Source organism: Polaromonas sp. DSP2-3-2b2 (assembly GCF_049895905.1).
GTDB lineage: Bacteria > Pseudomonadota > Gammaproteobacteria > Burkholderiales > Burkholderiaceae_C > Polaromonas.
Genome location: NZ_JAFCTH010000039.1, coordinates 1 through 13957, shown reverse-complemented (window position 1 = coordinate 13957; position 13957 = coordinate 1). Strand labels below are relative to the sequence as shown.

11 protein-coding genes and 1 pseudogene are annotated in these 13957 nt (G+C 62.6%); 6 read left to right on the top strand and 6 right to left on the bottom strand.

All coding sequences use genetic code 11. The annotated features are described in order from the left end of the window. Positions 1-78 precede the first annotated feature (78 nt). The 6 genes and pseudogenes from ACP7AD_RS18010 to ACP7AD_RS17985 form a co-directional block, all read right to left on the bottom strand. On the bottom strand, positions 79-1383 hold the full coding sequence (locus tag ACP7AD_RS18010; RefSeq protein WP_426149113.1) for a glucoamylase family protein: 1305 nt from the start codon (positions 1381-1383) through the stop codon (positions 79-81). A 13-nt stretch (positions 1384-1396) separates the two neighbouring features. Further along, the gene (locus ACP7AD_RS18005; RefSeq protein WP_426149114.1) at positions 1397-2839 is read right to left on the bottom strand and encodes a GH39 family glycosyl hydrolase; all 1443 of its coding nucleotides are present in this window, start codon (positions 2837-2839) and stop codon (positions 1397-1399) included. Between the two features lie 113 nt (positions 2840-2952). After that, positions 2953-3279 (bottom strand): plasmid stabilization protein, encoded by a 327-nt coding sequence (locus tag ACP7AD_RS18000; protein ID WP_426149115.1) that lies wholly within the window; start codon positions 3277-3279, stop codon positions 2953-2955. 504 nt (positions 3280-3783) lie between these two features. Continuing rightward, positions 3784-4238, bottom strand: a pseudogene (locus ACP7AD_RS17995) (host attachment protein). A gap of 211 nt (positions 4239-4449) precedes the next feature. Continuing rightward, the gene (locus ACP7AD_RS17990; RefSeq protein WP_426149117.1) at positions 4450-5541 is read right to left on the bottom strand and encodes an AI-2E family transporter; all 1092 of its coding nucleotides are present in this window, start codon (positions 5539-5541) and stop codon (positions 4450-4452) included. Positions 5542-5570: 29 nt separating this feature from the next. Then, positions 5571-6155 carry a DUF4010 domain-containing protein gene (locus tag ACP7AD_RS17985; RefSeq protein ID WP_426149118.1) on the bottom strand — a complete coding sequence of 195 codons (585 nt, stop codon included), beginning with the start codon at positions 6153-6155 and terminating at the stop codon, positions 5571-5573. Positions 6156-6247: 92 nt separating this feature from the next. Here ACP7AD_RS17985 and ACP7AD_RS17980 point away from each other — a divergent pair, with 92 nt between their 5' ends. From ACP7AD_RS17980 to ACP7AD_RS17955, 6 genes are all read left to right on the top strand, one after another. After that, on the top strand, positions 6248-6508 hold the full coding sequence (locus tag ACP7AD_RS17980) for an IS4/Tn5 family transposase DNA-binding protein (RefSeq protein WP_426149123.1): 261 nt from the start codon (positions 6248-6250) through the stop codon (positions 6506-6508). 159 nt (positions 6509-6667) lie between these two features. Then, positions 6668-7333, top strand: a complete 666-nt coding sequence (locus ACP7AD_RS17975) for a dienelactone hydrolase family protein (protein WP_426149124.1) — start codon at positions 6668-6670, stop codon at positions 7331-7333. Beyond that, the gene (locus tag ACP7AD_RS17970) at positions 7330-8010 is read left to right on the top strand and encodes a phosphoribosyltransferase (RefSeq protein ID WP_426149119.1); all 681 of its coding nucleotides are present in this window, start codon (positions 7330-7332) and stop codon (positions 8008-8010) included. The genes ACP7AD_RS17975 and ACP7AD_RS17970 overlap by 4 nt, the downstream gene beginning before the upstream one ends. 37 nt (positions 8011-8047) lie before the next feature. Continuing rightward, positions 8048-9406, top strand: coding sequence for an erythromycin esterase family protein (locus tag ACP7AD_RS17965; protein WP_426149125.1), 1359 nt, complete (start codon positions 8048-8050; stop codon positions 9404-9406). A gap of 17 nt (positions 9407-9423) precedes the next feature. Continuing rightward, positions 9424-10314, top strand: a complete 891-nt coding sequence (locus ACP7AD_RS17960) for a cation transporter (protein ID WP_426149120.1) — start codon at positions 9424-9426, stop codon at positions 10312-10314. Positions 10315-10382: 68 nt separating this feature from the next. Then, on the top strand, positions 10383-13586 hold the full coding sequence (locus ACP7AD_RS17955; RefSeq protein ID WP_426149121.1) for an HAD-IC family P-type ATPase: 3204 nt from the start codon (positions 10383-10385) through the stop codon (positions 13584-13586). Positions 13587-13957 lie beyond the last annotated feature (371 nt).

Below are 13957 nucleotides of genomic sequence, written 5' to 3'. Positions count from 1 at the left end.
CAGGAGATTGCCGTCTTTGTCGAGGGCGCCCGTTATGCCCGACAGTTCAACGATGGATGACTGTGTGTAATGGGATGATTACAGCCACCCGCCCGTAAATCCTGCCCGCTGCAAGCCCGTGGCCAGATACGGGCATTGCCGCATCAGCGACCACAAGAATCCGGATCGATGGTTCTCGATCATGATCACGATCGGCCCCTCGTTGAGCCCGAAGTGATACGGCGAGACCCAGCCGTATTCGTGCTTTGGCTGCGCCACCGGGAATGTCGGGTTGAAGGTCGCCTTGTAGCCGTACTCTTGGGCTTCCATCAACTGCATGCGCTCATAGTTCTGGATCGTGGGCAGCACGATCTCCGGCGCGAACGGCAACGACGCGACCACCGCCCACGGCGCCAGCGTGCCATCGTCGGGGCCGTAGGGCGCGCCGCGGGCGATGTAATCGTAGAACACGCGTTTGATGCCATCGACCAACACGGTGCTCGGACCCGGACCGTCGCTCGAGGTGATGCCCCAACAGAATTCGTCGTAGTGTTCGAACTTGCGCGGGTTGCGGATTGCGTACTGTTGCTGCACGAAAGTGGCACGCCGGCTGTTCTCGAAGTAGTCCAGATCGTGCTCGCGCATGAACTTGTCTCGAATGCCGCGGAAGTCGACCCACACATGCGAGAGCTGATGGATGAACAACGGTCCTGCGTAGAGGAACTCGATGCCGTAGATTTTTTTCCACCTGTAGGTAGAAGACCAGGCGCTGTAGCTCTCTTGTGGCAGCGGGTAGGTAGGCGATCCGAGTCCGAGCAGATAGATGATCAGCGCTTCGTCGTAGCCCTTCCAGCGGTACCGCAGAAAACCCTTCTCGGGCGTCCAGCCGTGGCTCACTGCGGCTTCGCCGTTCTGCATCCATTGCCAGTCGGCTTTTCGATACAAGGCGTCCGCGAGCTTGCGGATCTCGTCTTCCTCCGCCGTCTGCTGCTGAAAGTAGGCGGCTGCGGCCAACATGCCGACCAGCAGGAACGCGGTGTCCACGCTGGACAGCTCCGAGTGCCTGGCGCGCCGGCCGCTGTTCATGTCGAGGAAGTGATAGTAGAAGCCTTTGTATCCGGTGGCATCGGGTTCGGGACCATGCGGCGCGGTGGCAAAAAAACGCAGCGTCGCCAACGTCCGTTGCACCGCGTCGTCGCGCGCCATGAAGCCGCATTCGACGCCGACCGGATAGGCCGCCAGGGCGAACCCGACGGCGGCGATGCTCGCCGGCCAGCCCTCGCGCGACTTGTCGAACACAAGCCCGTTGGCCAGGTTCGTCATGTGAACGAAGTAGTTGAACGAGTCGCGCTGCAGCGCTTTCAACAGCTCGTTCTGTTTGGGCGTGATGTCATTTGGCTCCATGGATGCCGTGGCCCTACGAGCGTGTCAGCTCGATCTTCAGCGCGGCAACCGATTGCGGCGGCATCACGAGTTCGAACTCGATACGGCCTTCGGCAACGCGCAACGGATGCACCTGCGGGCGCAGCGCCGACGCGGCGTGCAAAGTCTCGACCTGGGGCGGGCTCGGATAGTCCGGCTCGCCCATCTCCTGCCAGGTGCGCCGCGGGTTGGCGTGGTCTTCATCGATGCGCGACAGCAGCGCCGAGACCGGCCGCCGCGCACCGACGAGCCGCACCCGCACCGACTCTGCGGCGATCTTGTGGCGGGGCATGGCGTAGTTGGTCACGAACACCGTCACGCAACCGTCACCTCCGCTGACCCAAACATCGACCGTGTCGTGGCTGCCTCGGACCGGATAAAGACAGTTCCCCAGGCCATGCAGCAATTCGAACGCGCGGTACACCGGCTTGGGAACGCCGTGCAGATTCAACAGACCGAAGCCGCCGTGGAACGGCACGCTGGGGAAATATTTCTCATCGAAGATGTCGGTGAAGGTCCAGAAGCTGTAGCCCGACACCAGCGGATCGACTGACAGCGCGATGTTGGCCGCGTAGGCGGCGGCGAACGACTGGTCGTGCAACGGGTCGCGCGGGTTCGAACTCATGTTCCATTCGGTGTAGTAGAGCGGCAGACCGCGAGCCTGGGAGTGTGCTTCCTCGGCGCGCTGCCGCATCACGTCGCGCGGCGCATGCTCGAGCTGCGTCAGGGTGTCCGCACCGATCTTTCCGAATACATCGGTCGGGTAGTAGTGCGTGCTCACGAAGTCCACCGGCAGCCTGTGCTTCTCGCAATGGGCGAGGAACTCGGGAATCCAGGCGTTCTGCGCGCTCGACGGACCGCCGACCTTGAGCCCCGGGTCGATGTTCTTGATCGCTTGCACCGTGGTGCGGTAAAGATCGTAATAGCCCTTCTTGCCGCCGGTCCAGAAGGCTTTGAGATTGGGCTCGTTCCAGACCTCCAGGCACCACTGACTGACCTCGCGCGCGCCGTAGCGATCAACCCAGTGCCGCACCAGCTTGTCGATCAATGCGCCCCATTGCCGGTGATCCCTGGGCGGCGTGACATTGCCGCGGTAGCGGAACACCGTCGTATCGCCGGAGGCCAAAGTGGCCGGCATGAAGGACAGTTCGGCGAAGGGCTGCATGCCGATCGACAAAAGATAGTCGAAGATGCTGTCGATGTTGAAGAACGAATAGTGAAGCTGATCGTTCAGACAGATCAGCGTCCCCATGTCGTCGTCGAGCATGCCATGAAAGCGGACATGGCGAAGCCCCAGATCGAAGTGGGCGCGGCGCAGTTGCTCGCGCCAGTCGGCGCGCAGCGCGAGCATCGCGCGACCGCTGCCCACCGTGTGCTCCCACGCATGGGAGAGCGGGATGGAGGCGGCGGCGAGCTTACATTCAAAATCGGTTGGCATCAGGCATCTCGGGGTTGCCCTGGATCTGCATGAGCACCGTAAGAGCACTGGACGCAGCGGGTACTTCGATCGTACGGGCCTGAACCAGCTCGCGTCACTTCGGCCGGGCGCGCTCAGCGCTGCAGAGCCTGTTCTAACTGCGCCTTGTTCATCCTGGAGCGGCCTTTCACGGCGCGTTGCGTCGCCTCGTTGCGAAGCTGAGCCAACGTGCGCCCACCCGCACCTTGATGCGATCGCAGACCGCCGCGCCGGCTTGCCGACATGTCGTTGATCGACGAGGCGCTCGCCTGCTCGGACTCGCCATGTTGTGCCCGCTCCTTGTTGACGGTGCGTGCCGCAATCTCCACGGCGACTTGTTCTCCCTTGCCGCGTTCGAGCAGGCTGTCCTTGATGTGCGCGTACTGGCGTTCGCGCTTTGCGCTCCAAGACTTTTGCGGCATGTTGGCTCCTTGGGCAGACGGCTGGGAAATGCGAATGAGCGAGGCCGCTGCCGGGCCTCGATTCGCGCGAATGTTGACGACCACCGGCGGCCTATCGGAAGGCGGTTCTCGCACCGGATCGGGATGCTCCGGGAGATGCGGATCACGGATTGGCTCTGGCGTCCTGTCGGGTGACGGCGGCGACGGCGGCGACGGCGGCGAAGGTAGCGGAGGCGACGGTGGACAACTCGGTGGGTCCTGGGCGCCGTCTCCACTTTGATCATGAGAGGTTATAGGGTGCACAGCCCGGCGCGCGGCATCCAGAAAAATTGGAAATTTTACTGAGGCATTCATTCAGCCTATGCTACGCAGCGCTTGCGCTCGTTGCAGTCATCGCCTGCCGATTCTCCTGTAAGAATGCGCTTACGCAACATCTGCTCGTCCCCACGGGCTGCCCGGCTTGGTTGCCCATGGTCGGTCGCGCGCAATCGTCGGTGCGCTCTACCGACACAGGAAGGCACTTTCCTACACCGACGGCCGGAGTGCAGCGTGGGATACTCCAATAGTTGCGGTAACGACACGGCCGGCAGGCTGCAGGTATTGGTGCATCGGTACAAGTTCCATAGCATTTCGTCCGGCGCGCTGCCGCAAGCCGAGCGAACCTGTTTCTTGACAACATGCCGAGAGCGCGCTGCGCGGCGCGCCGAAGATGATGAGATCGCTGGGTTCTCCCGCCGCGATCGCCATGTCGAGCCAGCGGGCCAAAGAATCGACGAAAACGCGCTCCGCTTCATCGTGCCAATCGGTCTGCTCGACCGCGGTGCGTGCGTTGCAGAACGATTGATGCACCGCCCGGGCTGGTTGGTACCCTGCTGGTGCGTCGGCGCATTGGCGAGCTCGTGCACTTCCTTGGTGTCGAGCTTTAACGCGGCAGGCGAACCGCTGTTCTTAAGGATCAGCTCCTTGCCGTCGTCGCACACGACGACCCACGCACCTGTAGCGATGTTCGCTTAGTTCCCAAAGATAGGAATTTCAACCGTACCACATGGTCCGACCGGGGGGGCAATAGTGGTAACAAGCGTCATCGACATCGATATTCAGAAGAGACGGATAACGCGCGGCGGGTAGAAGCAGACTCGAGGCTGCGCATCCGGCGAGCTCGGCCAACCAACGCGACGACGAGCCGCCAGATTACTTCTTTGTGCGCGGCTCATTGACGCCTTCCTCGATTTCGCCGAGTGCCATGCGGCGGCGCCAGATGTCGATCAGCGCCATCGCCACGGCGAGTACCAGCGGCCCCAGCACGAAGCCAGTCGCACCGAAGGCAAAGACCCCGCCGAGCACACTGATGAAGACGGGCACCGTGTGGATGCGCAGCCTGTTCTTGACCAGTAGCGGATAGAGCAGGTTGTCGATCAGGCCGACGACCAACGTACCCCACGCCGTGAGCAGCAGCGCTTTGTGCCAATCGCCATTGATAGCCAGGTAGGCGGCTACGGGGACCCAGATCAGCGCCGCTCCGAGCAGGGGAAGGATCGCGAGTATCGCCATCACCGCGCCCCAAATAATCGGTGACGGAAGGCCAAGCCAAAGGAACATCAGCCCGCCGAGTGTCCCCTGCACGACCGCGACGGCGAGCGTGCCGAACACGACGGCGCCGAGCGTGTCGCGGATGTTGTTGCGAACCTGCTCGTTCTCACTCGGCGAAAGCGGAACCAGCTGATCCAAAACACGCAGGATCCGGTACTTGTCGCGAATGAAGTAAAACAGCAGGAAAAGCGTGACCAGCGCTGTGATCGCGATGTCCATCGTTCGTCGCAATGCCCCGGGCACGCCCTTGGCCACCTCGTCGCTGACCTGCTGCACCTGTTTGTCAAGATCGACCTCGCGCTCGATCCATTTGCTTACTCGTGCGAGTTGTGGAAAGCGTTCGATCGCGAGCTTCCAGCGATCGGTGTCAAAGAGTTTGCGTGCGATCTCGATGCTGGCGGGTGCCTCGCTTCCCATCTGCCGAACGAGGAGCGTCGTCGGCAGAGCGATCGCCAGTGTGACCGCGATCGCGGCCAGTGCGGCGGAGATCGAAGGCCACTTCTGGAGCTTTGTGAGGAGGCGCTCGTGCAGCGGATGGGCCAGCACGGTCAGCACCAGCGCCCAGGTGATCGCCGGAACGAAGGGCTTCACAAGCTGCCAACAAAGCCAGCCGACGACGACACTCGCGCCCGCCAGCACCAGCGTCAACAGGCGCTCACGAGTCAGCCAGGGGTCGTCGGGGCGAGTGGTCATCGTAGGATCCGGTTGCGCCAGCAGGCGACTCAAAGCACGCATCGTACGACGCTATCGACATGCCGGTGCGAACCGGCACGCCGCAGTCCGCTTGGCACCGTTGTTTTTGCACACAGCCTGGATTCCCCTGCCAGCGAGACCACGTACAGGCCGCCGCTGCCGGCAATGCCCGATAACCAGGCGGCAAAAAACAGCATCACCGCATAGAGCACACCGAAACCCACAGCGGTGCGAAGCTCTGTCGGGTTGCTGACTTCGGGTATCGGCACTTCGCTTTGCCGGCTCAACTGGTGCCAGCAGTAAGCAGCCGCTCCCAGCCCGAGCACCCGGCCGCTGGCCAGCACCGGCAGCGGTTGCGGCAAGATGGCCCGGGAGACTACCGCGCTGACGATGGAGAGCCTTACCAGCACCACCAGATTGACGAGCAGAATCACGACCACCGCAAGCCGGCTGAAACCTTCGTTACCCTTGCTATGGCGTGCGTAAACTAGCGTCGTTGCGGTGCTTGACGCCAGCCCGCCGAACACGCCTAGCAACGCGAAGCCATAGCGCTGACCGGCAAAGCGCAGCGCGACGTAGCCCGCGCGACTGACACTGGAGATGAGCACCACCATCAACCAAACCTGACGGGGGTTAAGGCATTTCGTTATACACAATCCCCAACAGGCAATGAGGTAAGCTATGAATTTCATAGCTAGGAAAATGAATCAGCTGGGCTGCCCCGGAATTTGAAAGCATTGATCTGGGAGACCCCAGACACAATCGGCGCGCGAACCGGTTGATCGAGCGCTTAAACGCCAAGTCCACGGCCAGTATTCCTCAAGCCTGCGGCGACTGGGCTGACACCATGGCAGCCTACCGCTTCTTTGGCAACGAAGGGATTAGTGGCCTGTGTCAGGGTGAGGATTTGGAGAGGCGTTACGAGCACCCGCTTTTTCCTGGTGGCGATGAATTACATCCTCGTTAGCCAGCCGCTAGCGCGCGTCTCGCGCGGTACAACCATTGTTTCCAAAAAAGAGGTGCCCTGTCCTACATCAGCAACAGGTCCGTCTGACGGACACGGCACGCCTGCGCCTTCAAGCTGTATGTTTGTGAGGTGAACACCATGCCTAGCGTATACGCGGCCTTGACCCCTCGCGAAGTCCGTATTCCCGTTAGTGACACTTGGCCCTACGGCGACCTGGTGACGCCCCCTGGGTTCCAGGGCGTAGTGTCGTTCGCGCACGGCAGCGGTAGTGGGCGCCACAGAGCTAGAAACCGGCAGGCAGCCCAGCGCCTTCAGCATGCCGGCATCGCCACACTGCTGTTCGACCTGCTAACCGCGCAGGAAGAGCAGACCGACTTAAACACGCGCGAGCACCGCTTCGACATCTCCTTGCTAACCCGACGGATGCAGGACGCTATCGCTTGGGCCGCTGCTCAACCCGAATCGCAACATGCCGCCATCGGTTATTTCGGCGCCAGCACCGGTAGCGCGGCCACGCCCCTTGCGGCCGCCCGGCTGAGCAACAAAATCGCCGCCGTGGTCTCCCGTGGAGGCCGGCCAGACCTGGCCGGGCCGGTGGCGCTGGCGAACGTGACAGCGCCGACACTGCTCATCGTCGGTAGTGCCGACCACGAGGTGATCGAACTCAACCAGCAGGCCCTCGAGGACCTGCGCTGCGAAAAGAGTTTGGCCCTAGTGCCCGGCGCCACGCACCTGCTCATGGAAGCGGGCGCGCTGGAGCAGGTCGCGCAACTGGCCTCGTCCTGGTTCACCGCCCACTTGACTTCTCTGAGGTACACAACATGACGGCCGTCAATTTTCCCTTCCGCGACCGACGGCATGCTGGCCGGGTACTGGCCACCCACCTGGAGCAGTACCGCGGTCGGGCAGGCTTGCTGGTGCTAGCCCTGCCGCGCGGCGGCGTTGCCGTGGCGTTCGAAGTAGCTAGAGAGTTGCGGGCGCCCTTAGACATCTTTGTGGTGCGCAAGCTCGGTGTACCTGGCCACGAGGAGTACGCCATGGGTGCCATCGCCAGCGGCGGCGTGAAGGTCATGAATCCAATGCCGGGCCTCACCGTCAGTCCCGAGGCAATTGCGGCAGTAGTCGAGCGCGAACAGGCCGAGCTGGTTCGGCGCGAGCAACTCTATCGCAAGCAGCGTCCGGCAGTTTCCCTTCGGGGCCGCCCAGTCATCGTGGTGGATGACGGTCTGGCCACGGGTTCGACCATGCAGGCTGCGGTGTTGGCGATTCGCCAGCAGCATCCCCTGCATGTAACCGTGGCGGTGCCGGTGGGCGCGCGAGACACCTGCGCCGCCCTTCGCCAGCAGGCCGATGAAGTAATTTGTGCCGAGACGCCCGAGCCGTTTCGCGCCGTTGGACTGTGGTACCAGGAGTTTCCGCAAGCCACCGACAACGAGGTGTGCGCGCTGCTGGAAGAAGCCCGGCGTGAGCACGCCATTGCCATCCGCCTTTCCGGCGATTGACTGGATACAAAGTAAATATAGAGAGAAAGGACTCATCATGGCCGCGCAGAAAACCCAACAGGACCTCGGCAATACCGCCTTGCTGGCAGGTCTACGACAACACCTACAGCCGTTGGCCGGCGATGCACGCCAGTATGACGGGCTGCTGAACCTGATCGGCCAGGCGCGCTTTGCCCTGCTGGGCGAAGCGTCGCACGGCACCCATGAGTTTTACCGCGAACGTGCAGAGATCACCAAGCGCCTGATCACCGAGAAGGGCTTTACCGCCGTTGCCGTGGAAGCCGACTGGCCCGACGCCTGGCGCGTCAACCGCTACGTCCGCGGCCTGTCGGATGACGCCGACGCCGACGCCGCCCTATCGGGCTTCCAGCGCTTTCCCGCCTGGATGTGGCGCAACACTGTAGTACGCGATTTCGTCGAGTGGCTACGCGACCACAATACCGGCCTCAGCCCTCTACGCCAGGTGGGCTTTTACGGGCTTGACCTCTACAGCCTGTTTACCTCCATCCAGGCAGTGCTGACCTACCTTGACACGGTGGATCCGCAAGCCGCGCGCCGTGCACGGTACCGCTACGCCTGCTTCGACCATGCAGCAGAGGACAGCCAGGCCTATGGCTATGCCGCCAGCTTTGGCCTTAAGGCAAGTTGCGAGGACGAGGTGGTGCAGCAACTACGCGAAATGAACCGCCGCGCCGCCGAAGTGTCACTGACGTCCGGGCTGGAGCGTGATGAAGCTTTTTATGCGCAGCAGAACGCGCGTCTGGTGCGCAACGCCGAAGAGTACTACCGCACCATGTTTCACGGGCGCGTGTCGTCCTGGAATCTGCGTGACAGCCACATGGCGGAGACGCTGTATGGGCTGGACCATCACTTGACCACAACCGGCGCGTCGCCGCGCATTGCCCTGTGGGCGCACAATTCGCACCTGGGCGATGCCTCGGCCACCGAAATGGGCGAGCGGGGTGAATGGAATGTGGGCCAACTCGTGCGCGAACGCTACGCGGACGATGCGGTGCTGGTGGGCTTTAGCACTCACCGCGGATGGGTCACGGCCGCATCAAACTGGCACGAGCCGCCCCAGCGCAAGCGGGTGCGCAAGGGTTTGCCCGGTAGTTGGGAGGACGTATTCCATCACGCTGGAACTGCCCGCTTCCTGCTGCCCCTGCGCGACGACGCTGCGCTGCGCTCACTCGTGGCGTCACAGCGGTTGCAGCGCGCCATCGGCGTGATCTATCGGCCCGACACAGAACGCCAAAGTCATTATTTTTACACCCGCTTAGGCCAGCAGTTCGATGCAGTTATACACATCGACGAAACCAGCGCAGTGGAGCCGCTGGACGTGGGCCAGGTGTGGATTGACGGCGAGGCGCCTGAGACGTTTCCGTCAGGCATTTAGCCATTAAGGAAGTTGCGATGAAAACGAGCGTTATTGAAGTGCACGACATGCTGTCGGTATTGGCTGTGGACGAAGTGGAGAAGCGGATTGGCGGGGTACCGGGTGTCGAAAGCGCAACAGTGAACTACGCCGCGGGAAACGCCACAGTACGCTACGACGAAACCCGACTCGAAGTCGCCGATATCAAGGTGATCGTGCACCAACGCGGGCATCAACCCGCGGGCGAATCCTTATCCATCGAGGTGAGCGAACACGAGCCCTCACGCAAGCCTGATGCAGTGCCGACGCCGAAAATTGCGCCTGCCTCTGCTTCCAAGCCCGAATCCGCCATGCCAAAAACTTCTACTGTCGCGGCCGCCGCCGTGCCCCCGGTGACTGTTCCCGCAGAAGACGGACAACAGAACAAAACGGCCCCGATTGCACAGCCTTCAATGCCGGAACCTGCGACCCCGAAAGCTGCCCCCGCCGCCATGGCCGCACCGATTATTCGTGCAGGGGACGGACAACAGGGCAAAGCAACGCCGAGCGCACCGCCATCAGCAACGCCAAAGCCGTCGCCGGTCGCGCCGGCCCCGAAGCCCTCAATGCCCGCAGCTGCTGCGCCAAAAGCCGATCCCAACGCAAAATCTCCAGCGCCCATAGGCGCTGAACTAAAACCTGACTCCTGGAAAGTAAATGCGCTCTCGCTGACGGTGACTATGAGCGTTGCATATGCCTTGTGCGCCATTTTCGACGTTCTGTTTCCACCCTTCGGGCTGCTTGCTGCACTTGCGCCGGCCAGTCCGTTGCCAATCTCCGGCAGTCCCCTCGCTTACCTGACGGGATTGGCGCTGTTCACCGTCGCTGGTTTTGTGTTTGGCGCACTCCATGGAATCGCATGGGAATTCTGGCGCAAAAAACTGCGGTGATGATGACGCCATGGATCCAAATGCTTTTAATAAAGATGACGCCCCATGACGCCTTTTGAGAAAGTGCGATGAAAACAAGCATCATTGAAGTGCGCGACCTGCTGTCGGTATTGACGGTGGACGAAGTAGAAAAGCGGATTCGCAATGTTCCGGGGGTTGCAAGCGCTACGGTGAATTACGCTGCGAGAAACGCCGCGGTGCGCTACGACGAAACCCGACTAGAAGTTGCAGATATTAAGGTGATCGTGCATCAACGCGGGCGTCAGTCCGCAGACGAACCCTTACCCAAGCACGTAAGTGAACATAAGCCCGCACAAAAGCGGGCTGCAGCACCAACGCCGGGAGCGGCTCGGGCCTCCGCTTCAACGCCCGTAGTACCCGCCGTGCCTGCGCCGGTCGCTCTCGCACTCGACGACCTCACGGGCCACTCGGCGTCGGACGCGCCGCCGCCACCCCATCCGCCGGCCATGGCGAAGGCAGGCAGCCTTGACGATCCTTCCGTCAAGGATGCTGACGAAGTGGCAAGGGCTTTCGGCGCAGACATCGAAAACGGGCTCACTTCCGAGGGGGCGTCGCGCCGGCTCGCGCAAGACGGTCCCAACGAACTCCGCTCCGCCCCGCGGCAGCCCGCGTGGCGTCGCTTCTTGTCGCACTTTCGTGATCCCCTGGTCTACCTGTTGCTTGCCGCCATTGCCATCGCCCTCGTCGCCTGGATCATCGAGGGCATGGACGGCTGGCCTGTGGATGCGATTGTTATCACGATCGTGGTCCTCTTCAATGGGGTTCTGGGCTTTATGCAAGAAGCCAAGGCACAGAACGCCGTCGCCGCGCTGGCTCGGATGACCGCAGCGACCTCTGCGGTCCTGCGTAACGGTGAGGTGCTGCGATTGCCCAGCGCCGAGCTGGTGCGTGGCGACTTGCTCGTGCTCGGCGAGGGTGACTCGGTCGGAGCGGACGCGCGCTTGGTTCAGGCCGCGTCGCTGCGGGTGCAGGAAGCCTCGCTGACGGGCGAAAGTGAAGCCGTGCTTAAGGATGCCGCCACGTTGCGCGAACCGGCGCCGCTCGGCGACCGGCTCAACATGGTCTTCAAGGGCACGGCCGTTGCGCAGGGAACGGGTCGCGCCGTGGTGACGGCGACCGGGATGGACACCGAGATGGGCTCGATTGCAGAAATGCTCGAGGCCACAGCGGAGGAGCCAACACCGCTGGAAAAAGAAATTGGACGCATCGGGAGCATGCTCGGTATCGCCGTCGTCATCATTGCCGTCGTGGTGGTGGGGACCATCCTGTTGATGTCCGACATCCGCAGCGCCGCCGATGTCATTCCCGTTCTGCTCCTCGGCGTGTCCCTGGCGGTGGCGGCCGTGCCCGAAGGGTTGCCGGCGATCCTGTCGGTGGTGCTCGCCCTGGGGGTGCAACGGATGGTCAAGCACAACGCGATCGTCAAGAAACTTTCGTCCGCGGAAACCCTGGGTTCCGCTTCGGTCATCGCCTCGGACAAGACCGGCACCCTGACCCGCGCGGAAATGACCATCGTGCAGGTAATGACCGCCTCGGGCAGCACCCACGTGACCGGGGTGGGGTACGCGCCTCTGGGACGGGTGAAACAGGATGGCACGGAACTGCCAGCCGGACCGTTGCGCGATGAGAACATCGTGGTACTCAGCGGCGGCAGCCTGGCCAGCGACGCCGACCTGCGCCAGGGGGCTGACGGCGAGTGGGAGATCCATGGCGACCCCACTGAAGCGGCGTTCCTGGTGGCTGAGCGCAAGCTCGGCGTCACCGAGCGGCGCGAGCGGCGTTTCGAGCGCATTGGCGAAATCCCGTTCACGTCAGAGCGCAAGATCATGTCGACCATCGAGATCGACCACGAACACGATGACGACGTCGTGTTGATCACCAAGGGCGCTCCTGATGTCCTGCTCGAACGGTGTACCCGGGTTCGAGTGGGGACGGATCTGGTCGATCTCGACGATGCGTGGCGGGCCCGGCTATTGGCAGATGTCGACACGCTTTCCGACGCGGCGCTGCGCACGCTGGCCGTGGCCTACCGCCCCCTCGCTCCGGGCGAGGACACGCAAGCCACGGAATCGCTCGAACGCGACCTCGTGTTCGTGGGCACCGTGGGCATCATCGACCCACCGCGCGAGGAGGTGGCGGTGGCCATCCGCGAGGCTCGCCGGGCCGGTATCCGGGTGATCATGATTACCGGCGACCACCCACGCACCGCCGCACGCATCGCCGCGGATCTCGGAATAGTGGAGGCTGGCGCCGCCGCGCTGACGGGGTCAGAGCTCGACGCACTCGACGACGCGGGCTTCGCCGAGGCAGTGCGCAAGACGTCCGTTTACGCACGGGTGTCGCCCGCGCACAAGCTGCGCATCGTCGACGCGCTCCAGGCCGACGGCAACATCGTCGCGATGACCGGCGACGGTGTCAACGATGCACCCGCGCTGAAGGCGGCCGACATCGGCGTCGCGATGGGGGTGACCGGGACCGAGGTGACGAAGGAAGCGGCCAAGATGATCCTCGCCGACGACAACTTCGCCACGATTGTCGAGGCTGTGCGCGAAGGGCGCGGCATCGTCGACAACATCCGCAAGTTCCTGCGCTACCTGCTGTCATCGAACATGGGAGAGGTGCTGACGGTGTTCTTGGGCGTGGTGGGTGCGGGGGTCATCGGGCTGAAGGGCGCCAGCGGCGCTGTGGCGCTGCCGCTGCTCGCGACGCAGATTCTGTGGATCAACCTGATCACCGACTCCGGGCCTGCGCTCGCGATTGGCGTTGACCCGCCCGCTGACGACCTCATGTCCCGCAAGCCGCGGCACATGAGCGAGCGGTTGATTGACGCCCGCATGTGGGCGAATGTGATCCAGACTGGCATGGTGATCGCCGTGGTGACGCTGCTGACGATCGACATCTACCTGCCTGGCGGGCTGATCGAGGGCACATACGATCTCGCTACTGCCCGCACCGCAGGCTTTACGGTGCTCGTATTCACCAGTATGTTCACTTGCTTCACCGCGCGTTCGGACACGGCGAGTGCGTTCGCGCACCTGTTCACCAACCGGTGGCTTTGGGGCGCGATCGCATTGTCGCTGCTGCTGCAGGTGGCGGTCGTCAACCTCGAATTCCTCAATCTCGCCTTCGGCACGGTACCGCTGGGGTTCAACCAGTGGCTGCTGTGCGCTGCGATGGCCAGCGTGGTCGTGTGGTACAGCGAAATGCGCAAGCTGGTGAATCGAGCATGGAGCCGACGACGTGACGCCTGAGGCGTCCTCTCAATTGACACGAGCCGAATGCTGACCTGCGACCATGCGATGACCCCCACGCTTCTCATGGATTCGCGGTAACCTGATGTAATCGGCATTGTGATCGGCCGAGCGCAGGCGCAACATGCAACGTGCACCGGAGTTGCGCCAGCGCAAAGATCGCGACCCGCTCGGAGAAGAAAATGATGGCAGCAACAAGAAGCCGCTCAAAGGAGTTCACCATGGCGAAATGCGACGCATGCGGCAATGACTACGACAAGTCTTTTCAGGTTGTGGCGCAAGGCAAGACCTTTACGGTGGCTGTCAAGGAAGTTGTCGCCTGAAGTGAAGTGAGTCAGGCTGCTTTTTGCGTGTTTCGAAGCTCCTTTATT